This is a genomic window from Pseudomonas sp. IT-P294 (assembly GCF_949767865.1).
Classification (GTDB): Bacteria; Pseudomonadota; Gammaproteobacteria; order Pseudomonadales; family Pseudomonadaceae; genus Aquipseudomonas.
In genome coordinates this window covers 401,544-415,309 of record NZ_CATKQW010000033.1, presented here as the reverse complement: position 1 = coordinate 415,309, position 13,766 = coordinate 401,544, and the positions used below count along the sequence as shown (strand labels likewise).

At 54.8% G+C, this 13,766-nt stretch carries 14 protein-coding genes and 1 pseudogene; 7 read left to right on the top strand and 8 right to left on the bottom strand.

Annotated features, from left to right (window positions below):
• The 5 genes and pseudogenes from ACM6I0_RS20935 to ACM6I0_RS20915 all read right to left on the bottom strand — a co-directional run bounded on the left by ACM6I0_RS20935 (position 1) and on the right by ACM6I0_RS20915 (position 4,041).
• Positions 1 to 1,332, bottom strand: a complete 1,332-nt coding sequence (locus ACM6I0_RS20935) for an ABC transporter ATP-binding protein (protein WP_414923152.1) — start codon at positions 1,330 to 1,332, stop codon at positions 1 to 3.
• Positions 1,322 to 2,140, bottom strand: coding sequence for an ABC transporter permease (locus ACM6I0_RS20930; RefSeq protein ID WP_285435785.1), 819 nt, complete (start codon positions 2,138 to 2,140; stop codon positions 1,322 to 1,324). Before ACM6I0_RS20930 ends, ACM6I0_RS20935 begins: the two co-directional genes overlap by 11 nt.
• On the bottom strand, positions 2,140 to 2,685 hold the full coding sequence (rfbC, locus tag ACM6I0_RS20925; RefSeq protein ID WP_285435787.1) for a dTDP-4-dehydrorhamnose 3,5-epimerase: 546 nt from the start codon (positions 2,683 to 2,685) through the stop codon (positions 2,140 to 2,142). The genes ACM6I0_RS20930 and rfbC overlap by 1 nt, the downstream gene beginning before the upstream one ends.
• Positions 2,685 to 2,990: pseudogene (locus ACM6I0_RS20920) on the bottom strand (sugar phosphate nucleotidyltransferase); the annotation flags it as partial. The pseudogene ACM6I0_RS20920 and the gene rfbC, both read right to left, overlap by 1 nt.
• A 67-nt stretch (positions 2,991 to 3,057) precedes the next feature.
• Complete coding sequence (locus ACM6I0_RS20915; RefSeq protein WP_414923151.1) at positions 3,058 to 4,041, bottom strand: glycosyltransferase family 2 protein; 984 nt, start codon at positions 4,039 to 4,041, stop codon at positions 3,058 to 3,060.
• 391 nt (positions 4,042 to 4,432) lie between these two features.
• Here ACM6I0_RS20915 and ACM6I0_RS20910 point away from each other — a divergent pair, with 391 nt between their 5' ends.
• The 3 genes from ACM6I0_RS20910 to ACM6I0_RS20900 all read left to right on the top strand — a co-directional run bounded on the left by ACM6I0_RS20910 (position 4,433) and on the right by ACM6I0_RS20900 (position 6,780).
• Positions 4,433 to 5,998: a methyl-accepting chemotaxis protein gene (locus tag ACM6I0_RS20910; RefSeq protein ID WP_285435790.1), complete on the top strand. Its 1,566-nt coding sequence runs from the start codon at positions 4,433 to 4,435 to the stop codon at positions 5,996 to 5,998.
• Between the two features lie 86 nt (positions 5,999 to 6,084).
• Positions 6,085 to 6,354 carry a hypothetical protein gene (locus ACM6I0_RS20905; protein WP_414923150.1) on the top strand — a complete coding sequence of 90 codons (270 nt, stop codon included), beginning with the start codon at positions 6,085 to 6,087 and terminating at the stop codon, positions 6,352 to 6,354.
• Positions 6,355 to 6,360: 6 nt separating this feature from the next.
• The gene (locus tag ACM6I0_RS20900) at positions 6,361 to 6,780 is read left to right on the top strand and encodes a type II toxin-antitoxin system YafO family toxin (RefSeq protein WP_414923149.1); all 420 of its coding nucleotides are present in this window, start codon (positions 6,361 to 6,363) and stop codon (positions 6,778 to 6,780) included.
• A 126-nt stretch (positions 6,781 to 6,906) separates the two neighbouring features.
• Here the strand turns inward: ACM6I0_RS20900 and ACM6I0_RS20895 are convergent, their stop codons facing one another.
• The 3 genes from ACM6I0_RS20895 to ACM6I0_RS20885 form a co-directional block, all read right to left on the bottom strand.
• Positions 6,907 to 7,266, bottom strand: coding sequence for a DUF6124 family protein (locus ACM6I0_RS20895; protein WP_285435794.1), 360 nt, complete (start codon positions 7,264 to 7,266; stop codon positions 6,907 to 6,909).
• Positions 7,267 to 7,557: 291 nt separating this feature from the next.
• Entirely contained in the window at positions 7,558 to 8,580 is a 1,023-nt protein-coding gene (locus tag ACM6I0_RS20890; protein WP_414923148.1) for an IS110 family transposase, read from the bottom strand.
• Positions 8,581 to 9,612: 1,032 nt separating this feature from the next.
• The gene (locus ACM6I0_RS20885) at positions 9,613 to 10,290 is read right to left on the bottom strand and encodes an alpha/beta family hydrolase (RefSeq protein ID WP_414923147.1); all 678 of its coding nucleotides are present in this window, start codon (positions 10,288 to 10,290) and stop codon (positions 9,613 to 9,615) included.
• 85 nt (positions 10,291 to 10,375) lie between these two features.
• Here ACM6I0_RS20885 and ccoN point away from each other — a divergent pair, with 85 nt between their 5' ends.
• From ccoN to ccoP, 4 genes are read left to right on the top strand one after another with little or no spacing between them, the layout of a single operon-like run.
• Complete coding sequence (ccoN, locus tag ACM6I0_RS20880; RefSeq protein WP_090182066.1) at positions 10,376 to 11,800, top strand: cytochrome-c oxidase, cbb3-type subunit I; 1,425 nt, start codon at positions 10,376 to 10,378, stop codon at positions 11,798 to 11,800.
• A gap of 10 nt (positions 11,801 to 11,810) precedes the next feature.
• Positions 11,811 to 12,419, top strand: coding sequence for a cytochrome-c oxidase, cbb3-type subunit II (ccoO, locus tag ACM6I0_RS20875; RefSeq protein ID WP_222585443.1), 609 nt, complete (start codon positions 11,811 to 11,813; stop codon positions 12,417 to 12,419).
• 3 nt (positions 12,420 to 12,422) lie between these two features.
• A complete protein-coding gene (locus ACM6I0_RS20870; protein ID WP_285432102.1) occupies positions 12,423 to 12,623 on the top strand; it encodes a cbb3-type cytochrome oxidase subunit 3 in 201 nt (66 codons plus the stop codon).
• Entirely contained in the window at positions 12,620 to 13,573 is a 954-nt protein-coding gene (ccoP, locus tag ACM6I0_RS20865; RefSeq protein WP_414923146.1) for a cytochrome-c oxidase, cbb3-type subunit III, read from the top strand. Before ACM6I0_RS20870 ends, ccoP begins: the two co-directional genes overlap by 4 nt.
• The last annotated feature ends 193 nt before the right edge of the window (positions 13,574 to 13,766 follow it).

Here is a 13,766-nt window from a genome sequence, read left to right as displayed (position 1 = left end):
TTACACCTCAAACTCGTGTAGCTTCAATTCGGAAAAAGCATGCACTTTCGACCAAACTCTGGACTTCTGCCAGCGCCCAACCTTAAATACTATGGCATCACTGACAAAGTCCACAAACTCAGCAGACTCGTTCTCCACAATGGGGGACGATATATTGATCCGAATAGAGTAATTACCTTCTTGCAAAGGTAGCTTCAACGAATACTCCGCCAAATATTTAGCATTATTACGTGTCACCAAGTAGGGCTTATCCGCATGGGGAAAACCACAACCAACAATATTATTTTTCTTCTCGTCGAAGACACTGAAATTCACTGAAATGGTTTTTTCTGCATAGGCTTCGAAATAAACTTTTACTTTCACATCCTGGTTAAACTCAACAAATGTCAGCTCTTTACCCTCAGCGTCCAACAACTCAACCAGCGCTACCTTAACTTCACCAGTACCATAGCGAAACTGCGCGACCCTAGTATCAAAGTCTAGCGATCGCTTAAAGCCAGGCTCATCAACGCTGTCAAGCGTTTCAACGGGGAGCGCTGGCTTTTCGCCGAAAGCAGCCGAAACTCGTGAAAATTTCTTGTGTTCCTCATTCATTTCCTCCCGCATAGTCCGGATATAACGCTCCGCAACTTCTGCTGCTGGTCCGGCCGCGACCAGCTGACCTCGCTCAAGATAGACACCACGCGAGCACAAACTTTTGACCGAGCCGATGTCATGGCTGACGAACAATATAGTTGCACCATTATCCTGGATACGAGTCAATGCAGTCATGCACTTGGCTTGAAAGTTCATATCGCCAACCGACAGCGCCTCGTCGACGATCATAATTTCAGGTCTTGACATAATGTTCGACGCGAATGCCAAACGTACAAACATACCACTCGAATAAGTTTTAACCGGTTGCTCGATGAAGTTACCGATATCAGCAAAAGATGCGATTTCCTCGAAGCGAGAATCGACTTGATCTTGAGTCAAACCGAGAATTGCACCGTTCATGTACACATTTTCCCGACCAGTAAACTCGGGATTAAAACCGGCACCAAGTTCCAGTAATGCAGCAATACGGCCGTACGTCTGCACACTTCCACTCGTAGGATTAAGCGTGCCGCAAATCATTTGCAGTAACGTCGATTTTCCACTGCCGTTACGACCTATGATGCCGATTGTCTCACCTTTCTTAACTTCAAAGGAAACATCGCGCAGAGCCCAAAACTCTTGGAAATATTGCCGTTTCCCACGCATCAACATTTGTTTCAGTCGATCATGTGGTTTGTCATAGATGTGATAACACTTATTAAGGTTTTCAACTTTGATGGCGATATCAGAGGACATCTGCAAACCCCTTGCGTGTCTTTTGGAACCAAGCGAAACCCAGCCACGCAAAAAAAGCAGAGCCAATTAAGTAGACTGACAAGAACCCCATATCGGGCAATTTACCCCAAAACAAAACATCTCTCACACCTTCAATTACAGGTGTCAGTGGATTAAGCATAAGCAAATGACTGTATTCAGGTGGCAATGCGCTAGAGGGGTAGAAAATTGGCGACAAAAACATCATTACCGTTGTAAAAATCCCGATAAACTGACTAACGTCGCGCAAATAAACGCCCAGTGAAGCCAACCCCCAAGACAACCCTAATACAAGAAAGAGCAATGGAAGTATCACAATCGGCAATAATAACGCTGTCGCATGCGGTACGCCGAAGAATATGATAAATGCAATCATCCATACACTAAGGCTTACCAGCCAATGAAACATCGCTGAGCCGAGGTTAACCCAAGGAAAAATCTCCAAAGGAAACACGACTTTTTTTACGTAGTTGGCGTTAGCCAAGATAACGCCAGGCGCCCGATTCACGCACTCGGAAAACAGGTTAAAAACCATCAATCCGGCGAACAAAACCAATGCAAACTCTGTTTTAGAGTCGCCGCCGCCATTCCAGCGTGCTTTGAATACAACACTGAAGACGAACGTATACACGGCCAACATCAGAACGGGATTAAAAAAAGACCAGAAAATCCCAAGAAAAGAGCCTTTATATCGCCCAACAACTTCACGCGCAGCCATCGCTTTGATCAGACTACGATTAGACCAAAGACTTTTGACTAGTTCTTTGGGAGAAATGGAGTGTGCTTGCATCAGGCGAACACCTCAGCATCATGTAATTGCGATCCGCGCTGATCTTTTACAGAAAGGTCAGGGACTCCGTCACAAGGCCAGTCGATACTCAAGGCCGGGTCATCCCACGCGATGCAGCGCTCATGGGCGGGAGCATAGTAATCAGTTGTCTTGTAAAGAAACTCGGCAGCCTCCGACAAAACATAAAAACCATGGGCAAACCCTTCAGGCACCCACAATTGCCTTTTGTTTTCGGCGGACAGGATTTCCCCCACCCATTGGCCAAAGGTTGGCGAAGATTTGCGTATATCCACGACTACGTCGAAGACTTCACCAGACACCACTCGCACCAGTTTCCCTTGTGCCTGCTCAACCTGGTAATGCAGCCCACGCAACACGTTTTTCAGTGAGCGCGAATGATTGTCTTGCACGAACTTAACTTCCTTCCCAATGGCCGCCGAAAATTGCGCCTCATTGAAGCTTTCAAAGAAAAAGCCACGTTCATCGCCGAATACCCTGGGCTCAAACAGCACGACGTCCGATATGGCTAATGGGGTGAACTTCATCAGAAAATTGTCTCATGCAGGCTGCGTTTGAGGTATTGGCCGTAGCCATTTTTGGAGAAAGGTGCTGCAAGCGTCTCAAGCCGTTTGGCTGATATCCATTTTTGCCCGGAGGAAATTTTCTCGGGACAAGTGACTTTGAGACCCTGACGATGTTCCGGCGTGACGATGAAATGGCTGGCTTCAAGCAACGAGTCGTGGGTACCGGTATCCAGCCAGGCGTAGCCGCGCACCATGATTTCCACCGGCAAGCTACCATGCTCCAGATAGACGCGGTTAAGATCAGCAATTTCCACATCCGACTGCGCCAGCCAATCCAGTACAAATTTCGCCCCAATAAAGCCCGCGCCGCCGGTTACTAAGTTGGTCATTGATTTAGATCTTTTTTAGTAAAATTGCGAGGATCAATCCCAGATTTCCAAACAAGGTCTGCCTGTATATGCCAGCACGCAGGAAACCTACGATCCTCGGAAACAACCTTTGCTCACGCGCCCCCTTGAATCGGGCGAGCTTCACTTGATTTTCTTGGCTCAAGCGATGGCGCATTGTCTCAAGCGCATGGATGTTTTGAGTATTCCACACGTAAAAGCGCCCTTGGAAGGCCATCCGCAAACGCTTGATCCGTGAGAACCAACTGGAGTTGGTGCCAACCAGGTTTTCGTCATGCTGGCGGTAAAGCACCGTAGGTATGGGATCGTAATGGACAACCCCTCCAGCCCCGGAGATAAGCTGATATGCCCACCAATCGTGAGAAGGGACAATCAAGCTATAACCCGCCTCTTGCAGGAGCTCACGCGCTGCCTGGTTAAACACCATGGTGTTACCACCACCAATATTTTGAACCAGAGCATTGGAGAAATGCGGGGCAAGCCTGAACTTGGGCGAATACCCAAAGGAAACGCCTGACTCGTCAATCAGCTCGGTGCGGCCACAGTAAAGCGCGGGGATGTGCCCGGGGATAGTCTTCAGCCAGGCTAAGGCCCTTTGGAGCTTATCCTCCTTCCAAACGTCATCCTGATCGGCCCATGCATAAAAGTCTGCTTTTATGTCAGCCCGACAGGTCAACGAGAGAAAGTTGGCAACGAAGCCCCGCCGAGGCCCCTCGACGATTTGGAGACGGTCCTGCCCCCACTGAGCATTTGACGCATGCAGAAGGGCCAACGTCTCGTCTTGCGAGCCATCGTCTGAGGCATAGACCGTCCAGTTACAATGAATTTGCCGATGAAATGAGGCCAACTGCTCAGCCAGGAACAATTCACCGTTGTACGTACACATCAGTATTGCGACTGTTGCGGTGTGGCAATCACCCTTCTCGGCACTGATGGAACCAAGAGGAGAATCAGAGCCCAAAATACACACCAAACCCCTTCCCTACTGCGGACGATACGCAAAAACGATGACTGCTTTCTGTCAATAAACTCGAGAGTTTCAACCCGTAAAAACAACCTACAAAATTACATTAGCTGTAACATATTATAGCTACTGCACTTTCCAGACAATCGACTCCAGCAATGTGTTGAAATCCAATTTCAGCAAGTCGGCCTATAAATGAGGCCGCGATAGTGATCACGCCGAATCACGAGCGCTCTCCTAGACCATTCAGCCGCTGCGACGCGCGGAGCTTCAAGTGTTACCAACAAAGCATTTTTGTGACGCAGCCCCCAATAATTGAAAAAACATCCTCAATAAATTCCTCCCACTGCCGACAAACCGACAAAGCCTTGCAAAGTCTTGCGGATTAAAAAATACCATGCGTAATAACCAGCCCATCACACAGCGCGAACGGACTTTCCCGGCTCAGCAACGGTTGATTTCCACCACCGATGCCAAGGGCGTGATCACCTACTGCAACGACGCCTTTGTCGAAATCAGCGGGTTTTCTCGTGAAGAGCTGATCCGTGCGCCGCACAATCAGGTCCGTCACCCCGACGTCCCGGCGGCGGTGTTCGCGCACATGTGGGGCACACTCAAACAAGGCTTGCCATGGATGGGCATTGTCAAGAATCGCTGCAAAAGCGGGGATCACTACTGGGTTAACGCCTACGTGACGCCTGTGTTTGAAGGCAATCAGGTGATCGGTTACGAGTCGGTGCGGATCAAACCCACCGCTGAACAGATCCGCCGTGCCGAAGCGCTCTACGAACGCATCAACCAGGGCAAATCGCCGATTCCTTCAAGGGACAAATGGCTGCCGGTGCTTCAGGACTGGCTGCCGTTCATTCTGGTCAGCCAGCTGAGCTTCATGATCGGCGCCACGCTGACATCCCAATGGGGCTTTGCCCTGGCCGCCGGCCTCTCCGTGCCGTTGGGGCTGATGGGCTTGAGCTGGCAACAGCGCGGCCTCAAGCGCCTGCTGGTCCTGGCCGGACAAACCACTTCCGATCCGCTGATCGCGCAGATGTACACCGACAGCCGCGGTGCTCAAGCACGCCTGGAGATGTCGATCCTCAGCCAGGAAGCACGCCTGAAAACCTGCCTGACCCGTCTGCAGGACACCGCCGAACACCTCACCGAGCAAGCGAAGCAGTCCGACGCCCTGGCGCACAACAGCTCCACTGGCCTGGAACGTCAACGCGTTGAAACCGAGCAAGTGGCCACTGCCGTCAACCAGATGGCCGCCACCACTCAAGAAGTTGCCAGCCATGTGCAGCGCACCGCTGATGCGACTCAGGAAGCCAATCGCCTGACCGGTCGCGGTCGCGACATCGCAGGCGAAACCCGCGATGCCATTCAGCGCTTGTCGGTGGTGGTCGGCGAAACCGGCCTGACCGTGACCCAACTGGCCAAAGACAGCGACGAAATCGGCGGCGTGGTCGATGTAATCAAAGGCATCGCCGACCAGACCAACCTGCTGGCCTTGAACGCCGCCATCGAAGCGGCCCGTGCCGGCGAGATGGGCCGTGGTTTTGCGGTGGTGGCCGACGAAGTGCGCCAACTGGCGCAACGCACCAGCGAATCCACCGGGCAGATCCACGCCCTGATCGCCAAGCTGCAACAGACCGCCAGCACCGCAGTGCAAACCATGGAAGCCGGGCATCGCCAGGCTGAAGAAGGCGTGGCGCGGGTACTGGAAGCGGATCAGGCACTCGTGGGAATCAGCGAAGCGGTGGCCAACATCACCGACATGACCACGCAGATTGCCGCAGCGACCGAAGAGCAAAGTGCGGTGGCCGAAGAGATCAGCCGCAACATCAGCAACATCTCGCACCTAGCGGACCAGACCTCGGAACAGGCGCAGAACTCGGCGTTGTTGAGTGAAGAGCTGACCAAAACCGCGAATACCCAGTATTCGTTGGTGGAGCGATTTAACCGCTAATTGTTCTGGCAATACAAAAAACCCGGATAGCGCGAGCTTCCGGGTTTTTTATTGTCGCTCACCGCGTGACTACACATAGGGGCGCCATGCCCTACAACCACGCCAGAATCCGCCGACTGGTGCACTTTTTGGGTCGGCTCTATCGTTTGCCGGTAGAAACCCAATCCCTTAAGCTGGTCGGCATGGATACATCTCCTTTGGAGGCTCCGATGGCCACCACCAGAAAGATCGACAAGCCGGTCAAAAAAGTCGTTAGCGATGAACTGACTTTTCTTGATGTCAGGCAAGCCGCGCGTGATGGGCAGAAAGCGTTCGATAAATATGTGATCACTGGCAAGCTACCCATAACAAAGTAGCCATAGATGCCAGCCGTCAAAATCTCTGCGCTTTTTGAACAAATCAGCAACTGGAAAGACTTCGCCGCTCATTTTTATAACTACAAAGTGTGCGGTGAACTGCCCGCAATTTTCGGGCGAGACGAACGACTCGACCTCACCGACATGCACCACATCCACTTGGCCAGCACTCAAGCGATCCAGGCAAGATGGGCAAAAATAGACCGCCAGTATTATCGAACCGCCCTGGTTGATGATCCTGACAACGACTTCTGGCTTATCTACGCCTATGACGCTTTCCGGGATGAATACCTTTTGCTGACGATCACTGGTCCGGATGCCCATAACCGGAGTGAGTGGGGTTGTTTCCTGCGCACGGTGCATTGCGAGGTTGTTGAGCCATGGGTCGTGGGAAAAACCATCTATCCCGACCTCGATAACTTTTGATCAACTGGCTGGCCAGCTCTAGGAACATGCATTGAATGGGTGATAACAAATAACCGGATAGTGGAAGCCATCCGGTTATTTTTTTCTTATTTGGCGCTATTCACGGCTATCCGCGGCTATCCGCGGCTATTTCGGCAAACGAAGCCTGTCCAGCAATCGATTGACCAGCAGCTCGTTCAACATGATCAGCTGTTGCAACGCCAGCAGCGGTTTGCGCTCCGGGCCTCTCACCGAGTTGGCGATATTGCCGGCCATGGCATTGGCCGATGACAGTGATTCACTGGCTTCGACCAGCAGCGTTTCGTCATCCAGCGTGGGGTCGACCTGGTAGATGGGGCGGGTCTTGGGTGGGAAGTACTTCGGGATTTCGGGGCAGAGGTAATAGTCGAGTGCGCGGTCGGCGGCATCTTTTGTCTTTTGAGACTCGAGCTCGGGATCGTTGGAGGTTGGATCGGTTTCTGGTGGGTTGGGTGTAGCTTTGAACATAGGTGTAACTCCGGTTTCGATTTTAGGAGCCATCACCCTCGCTACCAAACGAATGTATGGTCAGCCCACCTCCTGCAACCACGAGTGATGAGCGGTAAAGCATGCTTGCGCTAATGTATCCGGGCTCATGGTCGGCAGTGTTGCCGCCTGGCCCTTGATGAGTAGTCGCTCCTGCCTGTCCTTGAAAAGGGTGCCAGCTTCGAAAGCTGATTCGTTTGCCAGGTTTTCAAGCAGGAGTTGAGCTGTTTATCGTCATCATCTGTCGTCGCAAAAGCCGGTAGTGAATTTCGATCAAGCCATGGATTGTGCGTTGTAGCTAACTCCGCGAGCTAAAACAGCCCATACGATCCTTGCCAATTTATTGGCCAAAGCGCAGGCGACTTTATTCGGGTGCTTTCGTATCAGCAGGTCTCTGCACCAAGTTCCCAAAGCATCGGTACGTTTATCTATGTGCACCAGAACTGCACGCGAGCCTTGAATCATAAGCTTTCGAAGGTATTTATCACCGCGCTTGCTGATGTTCAAAAGGACGGTTTTGTCGCCTGTTGAATATTGCCTTGGCACCAGTCCCAGCGAAGCGGCGAAGTCTCGCGATGAGTGAAAATTGGAAGCGTCGCCGACGTCGGCCAGCAGCGCGCTAGCGATGATCGGGCCGATGCCGGGGATGCTCATCAGGCGTGTTCCCGCATCATCAGTGCCCACTTGCTCTTTGATACTCCGGTCAATCGCCTTAATCTCGTCGTTGAGCCATATCATCTCTTCCAGTAGATGTTCAATAAAGGACTTCAGCTGTTGCGGTAACTCGGCAGCAGGGTCGTCCAGAATTTGGTGAACCTGATCCATAGCCGCTTTCGTTGCAGGCAATTCGATCCCGAACTCAAGCAAGAACCCGTGAATGCGATTTATCGTTTGAGTACGGTGGCCTACCAACGCCTCCCGAAGACGGTGCTGCGTTGATAGCACCTGCGGTTCAACGGTTTTGATGGCGACGTAACGTGTTTTAGGACGGGATGCGGCTTCGCAGATTGCCTCAGCGTCGATGTAGTCGTTTTTGTTGCCGGTGACGTAAGGTTTCACATGCTGCGGCGCGATCAATTTCACTTGATGACCGAAAGACAAGAGCTTCCTGGCAAGCCAGTGTGAACCGCCACAAGACTCCATCGCTATGGTGCAGGGCTTCAGCCTTGCGGCGAACTCAAGCAAGCGGTTGCGATTGAATTTCTTGCGCAATACTTCCTTGCCTTTGGCGTCGTGCCCTATGAGATGAAAGGTGCTTTTTCCAATATCCAGGCCGAGCAAGTCCAAGATGTCCATGAGAGGTCTCCGCAAGTCAGTGAGAACCCCGATAAGTTTAGATTTAGCGGGGTTCCCATACTGGGCTGACCATCTCATTAGGGTGGTGGCCATACGCGGGTTGGTAGACCGGTCGAAACGGGAAACCCGGCGCTCACAAAGGAGCCCCACGCATGCCCACCATAAATATCTGAGCCCCAAATAAAGGACTGCATACGGTGACGCCATACGACGGTTTCGAAGCGGGCTACCAAACCCGATCACTGTTTTTCAGTGACAGGGAAACGATATAGCCCACCCCATAGCCGCGTAAGCCGGCGGATTCTGGCGTACGCGTAGGCAACGACGCAAGGTGTTGTAGCCCTTATGGCGTAACGGTTCGTGTACTTTAAACGCGCTTTCTGGATTAGGTTTACGCGCAAAAAGCGGCCGGGTATTTCCCTGCTCTTTTGATGTGCTCTGGAAGACCGCTTTCGCGAGCAAGCTCGCTCCCACATTTGGTCCGATTACATCTGGCAGAAACTGGCCGGCCAGTAGGCCGCCATCGCTGCGATGCGGCGACCCGACAGGCCAGCTCCCACAGTTTTGATTGAGTGCATTCAGTTAAAGAATGGTCGGCTGTCAGGCCGCCTTCGCGAGCAAGCTCGCTCCCACAGAAGAGCAAGAGCAGAACGCGTACCGCTTCTGCTTCTGCTTCTGCTTCTGCTCCTCACCACTCAACAGGATGAGCGTTAGCTCGGCTGCAGCTCTTGATCTTGATCCACGGGCGACATCGGAAGGCTGAGTGGAGGGATTCATCCGGGGGTGGGAGCGCAGCGACCGTTCGACGAAGTCGAACACATCGAGAGGAGGTGCAGCGAAGCAAACCGGAGGCGATGCCCCCGGATGGATCCCGGAGCGAAGGAACCCCGAGCCTCAGCGAGCGGGCCGAACGTAGGAGCAAGCGTTTTTTTGCTTACTTTTTTTAGGCGCTTGTAAAAAAAGTGAGTCGCCGTCAGGGCGAAACCCTAAGTAGCCGTTACCGCAGCAACGAATATACCCCCGCAAAAAATCTCACCGAAGAAACTCGGCCACTTTCTGCACGGCGCAGGCCAAATGCTGCTCATGCGTAAACCCGGAAACCTTGAGCGGCTTCAAATCATGATCCCCCGCCCCCAACCAAAACACCTCAATCCCCGTCGATAACGAATACCCCTCAACCGCCTCCCGATTACCCAGAGCATCCCGCTCCCCCTGCACAATCAACGTCCGAGTCCGCAAAGAAGCCAGATGCTCGACCCGAGGCTTCTCCGGCTTCCCCACCGCATAAAACGGATAACCCAGGCAAACCAAGGCATCCACACCCAATTCATCAGCCAACAGACTGGCCATCCGCCCGCCCATGGACTTGCCGCCAATGGCCAGACGCCCAGTGACATGGCGTCGCACCACGGCATACACCTCACGCCAGCATTCCAGCAGTTTTGGCGCCGGATTCGGAGGACGCTTGCCGCCATCGACACGCCTTTGCGCCATGTATGGAAACTCGAAGCGCAATACATTAACGCCTTGAGCTGCAAGGCGCGCAGCCACATCGTCCATCCAGGCACTGTCCATCGGCGCACCGGCACCGTGGGCGAGAATCAGCGTCGCCGATGCTGGCACTGACGCGGCATTCCACAACCATCCATGATCCCGCACACATTGCGCCCATTGATCCCCGTCAATACTGGCCTTGTGCTCTTTGTCCATGCTTGCCTCGCTTTTAGTCTGCCTATAACTCCAGGCGAAGCGGCGCCGCTGGCGCTCACTTCGGCTGAACCGTGGATGGGGAACCATGAACACTTCTATCAGTACCGCCTACAACTACAAGGTGGTCCGCCAATTCGCCATTATGACGGTGGTGTGGGGCATCGTCGGCATGGGCCTCGGGGTTTTTCTCGCGGCCCAATTGGTCTGGCCCGAACTCAACTTCAATTTGCCGTGGACCAGTTTCGGGCGGTTGCGCCCGCTGCACACCAACGCGGTGATCTTCGCCTTTGGCGGTTGCGCCCTGTTCGCCAGTTCGTTCTATTCGGTGCAACGCACCTGCCAGACCCAATTGTTCGCGCCGAAAATCGCCGCGTTCTGCTTCTGGGGCTGGCAACTGGTCATTCTGCTGGCGGCTATCAGCCTGCCGCTGGGTTACACCAGTTCCAAGGAATACGCCGAGCTGGAATGGCCGATCGATATCCTGATCACCATCGTCTGGGTCGCCTACGCCATCGTCTTCTTTGGCACGCTGGCCAAGCGCAAGACCAAACACATCTACGTCGGCAACTGGTTCTTCGGTGCATTCATCATCACCGTGGCGATCCTGCACATCGTCAACAACCTTGAATTGCCAGTGAGTTTCACCAAGTCCTACTCGGTGTACGCCGGTGCGACCGATGCAATGGTCCAGTGGTGGTACGGGCACAACGCCGTGGGCTTTTTCCTCACTGCTGGTTTCCTGGGGATGATGTATTACTTCGTGCCGAAGCAGGCCGAGCGCCCGGTGTATTCCTATCGCTTGTCCATCGTGCACTTCTGGGCGCTGATCACCCTGTACATCTGGGCCGGTCCGCACCACTTGCACTACACCGCGCTGCCGGACTGGGCGCAGTCGCTGGGCATGGTGATGTCGCTGATCCTGCTGGCGCCAAGCTGGGGCGGGATGATCAACGGCATGATGACGCTCTCGGGCGCCTGGCATAAGTTGCGCAGCGACCCGATTCTGCGCTTCCTCGTGGTGTCCCTGGCCTTCTACGGCATGTCGACCTTCGAAGGGCCGATGATGGCGATCAAGACGGTCAATGCCCTCTCCCACTACACCGACTGGACCATCGGCCACGTTCACGCTGGTGCGCTCGGCTGGGTGGCGATGATTTCCATCGGTGCGCTGTATCACATGATCCCGAAAATCTTCGGTCGCGCGCAGATGCACAGCATCGGCCTGATCAACGCGCACTTCTGGCTCGCGACCATCGGCACCGTGCTGTACATCGCCTCGATGTGGGTCAACGGCATCGCCCAGGGCCTGATGTGGCGCGCCGTCAACGAGGACGGCACGCTGACCTACTCCTTCGTCGAAACCCTGGTGGCCAGCCACCCAGGCTTCGTCGTGCGACTGGTGGGCGGTGCGATCTTCCTCAGCGGCATGTTCCTGATGGCTTACAACACCTGGCGCACCGTGCGGGCCTCGCAGCCTGCCGAAGTCGCCGCTGCCGCGCAGATGGCCTGAGGAGTCCGCCATGAAACACGAAACAATCGAGAAAAACGTCGGCCTGCTGATGCTGCTGATGGTGCTTGCCGTGAGCATCGGCGGCCTGACCCAGATCGTCCCGCTGTTCTTTCAGGACGTGACCAATAAACCAGTGGAAGGCATGAAGCCCTACACCGCGCTGCAACTGGAAGGACGGGACATCTACATCCGCGAAGGCTGCGTCGGCTGCCACTCGCAGATGATCCGTCCGTTCCGCGCCGAAACCGAACGCTACGGCCACTATTCGGTCGCCGGCGAGAGCGTTTGGGATCACCCGTTCCTGTGGGGTTCCAAACGCACCGGGCCGGACCTTGCACGAGTCGGCGGTCGTTACTCCGAAGACTGGCACCGGGCGCACTTGTACAACCCGCGCAACGTTGTGCCGGAATCGAAGATGCCGGCCTATCCGTGGCTGGTGGCCAATCCGCTCGACAGCAGCCACACCGAAACCAAGATCAAGACCATGCGCACCCTGGGCGTGCCCTACACCGACGACGACATCGCCGGTGCAACGGCCTCGCTCAAGGGCAAGACTGAAATGGACGCCCTGGTCGCCTATCTGCAAGTGCTTGGCACTGCCATCAAGAGCAAGAGGTGAGCCATGGTCGTTGAGTTAAGCAGTGGAATGATCCGGGGCCTGGGCACGGTCGTGGTGTTCGTGGCCTTCGTCGGCCTGACGTTGTGGGTGTTCAACAGCAAGCGCAACCCGGAATTCGCCGAAGCGCGCCTGCTGCCGTTCGCCGATGAACCACAACCCGATAGCCCCCAAGAACCCGCAACAACAAGGAGTACCCGGCCATGACCACCTTCTGGAGTACGTGGATCTGCGTACTGACCATCGGCAGCCTGATCGGCCTGACCTGGCTGCTGATCGGCACCCGCAAGGGCGAAACCAAGGGCAGCGTCGACCAGACCATGGGCCATAGCTTCGACGGCATCGAGGAGTATGACAATCCGCTGCCACAGTGGTGGTTCATGCTGTTCGCCGGCACGCTGGTGTTTGCCGTGGGCTATCTGATCCTTTATCCCGGCCTGGGCAACTGGAAAGGCGTCCTGCCGGGTTACAAGGACGGCTGGACCGGCGTCCACGAATGGGAAAAGGAAATGAACAAGGCTGACGCGAAGTTTGGGCCGATCTTCGCCAAATTCGCCGCCATGCCGCTGGAAGAAGTGGCCAAGGACCCGCAAGCGCTGAAAATGGGCGGTCGTCTGTTCGCCTCCAACTGCTCGGTCTGCCACGGCTCGGATGCCAAGGGCGCCTTCGGCTTCCCGAACCTGACCGACGCCGACTGGCGCTGGGGCGGTGCTGCCGACACCATCAAGACCACCATCATGGGCGGTCGCATGGCGGCAATGCCGGCCTGGGGTGAAATCCTCGGCGAAACCGGTGTGAAAAACGTTGCCGCGTATGTACGTCACGAACTGGCGGGACTGCCATTGCCAGCCGACAGCGGTGCCGATGTGCAAGCCGGACAGCAACTGTTCAGCACCACCTGCGTGGCCTGTCATGGGGCAAACGGCCAGGGCACTGAAGCCATGGGAGCGCCGAATCTGACGCACCCGGCCGGATTTATCTACGGTTCAAGCCTGGCGCAACTGCAACAAACGATACGTCATGGCCGCCAGGGCCACATGCCGGCGCAGAACGAATTGCTCGGCAACGACAAAGTACAACTGCTGGCTGCGTATGTTTACAGCCTGTCTCACGGTCTGAGCACCGAGCGCTTGCAAGCCGAAGGCAAACGCGAATAAATCTCGACCGCTCTACTGCCGCATTCTCCCGGATGCGGCAGTTCCCTGCTTTTTTGCGACCAAGTGTCGCACCCCTCCTTGGGTCGCTCCTTTCGGTTCACCAGATTCGGGTCTAAGCTTCTGCGATGCGGACTGGCATGAGCCGGTTCCAGGTCGACCCAACCCGATGCGTTCGACGAATTCGCTCGATGAC

What these genes read in the sequence shown, in the direction of transcription:
- ACM6I0_RS20935 (WP_414923152.1), bottom strand. Translation starts at nt 1,332, where the DNA reads ATGTCCTCTGATATCGCCATCAAAGTTGAAAACCTTAATAAGTGTTAT.
- ACM6I0_RS20930 (WP_285435785.1), bottom strand. Translation starts at nt 2,140, where the DNA reads ATGCAAGCACACTCCATTTCTCCCAAAGAACTAGTCAAAAGTCTTTGG.
- rfbC (WP_285435787.1), bottom strand. Translation starts at nt 2,685, where the DNA reads ATGAAGTTCACCCCATTAGCCATATCGGACGTCGTGCTGTTTGAGCCC.
- ACM6I0_RS20910 (WP_285435790.1), top strand. Translation starts at nt 4,433, where the DNA reads ATGCGTAATAACCAGCCCATCACACAGCGCGAACGGACTTTCCCGGCT.
- ACM6I0_RS20905 (WP_414923150.1), top strand. Translation starts at nt 6,085, where the DNA reads ATGCCCTACAACCACGCCAGAATCCGCCGACTGGTGCACTTTTTGGGT.
- ACM6I0_RS20900 (WP_414923149.1), top strand. Translation starts at nt 6,361, where the DNA reads ATGCCAGCCGTCAAAATCTCTGCGCTTTTTGAACAAATCAGCAACTGG.
- ACM6I0_RS20895 (WP_285435794.1), bottom strand. Translation starts at nt 7,266, where the DNA reads ATGTTCAAAGCTACACCCAACCCACCAGAAACCGATCCAACCTCCAAC.
- ACM6I0_RS20890 (WP_414923148.1), bottom strand. Translation starts at nt 8,580, where the DNA reads ATGGACATCTTGGACTTGCTCGGCCTGGATATTGGAAAAAGCACCTTT.
- ACM6I0_RS20885 (WP_414923147.1), bottom strand. Translation starts at nt 10,290, where the DNA reads ATGGACAAAGAGCACAAGGCCAGTATTGACGGGGATCAATGGGCGCAA.
- ccoN (WP_090182066.1), top strand. Translation starts at nt 10,376, where the DNA reads ATGAACACTTCTATCAGTACCGCCTACAACTACAAGGTGGTCCGCCAA.
- ccoO (WP_222585443.1), top strand. Translation starts at nt 11,811, where the DNA reads ATGAAACACGAAACAATCGAGAAAAACGTCGGCCTGCTGATGCTGCTG.
- ACM6I0_RS20870 (WP_285432102.1), top strand. Translation starts at nt 12,423, where the DNA reads ATGGTCGTTGAGTTAAGCAGTGGAATGATCCGGGGCCTGGGCACGGTC.
- ccoP (WP_414923146.1), top strand. Translation starts at nt 12,620, where the DNA reads ATGACCACCTTCTGGAGTACGTGGATCTGCGTACTGACCATCGGCAGC.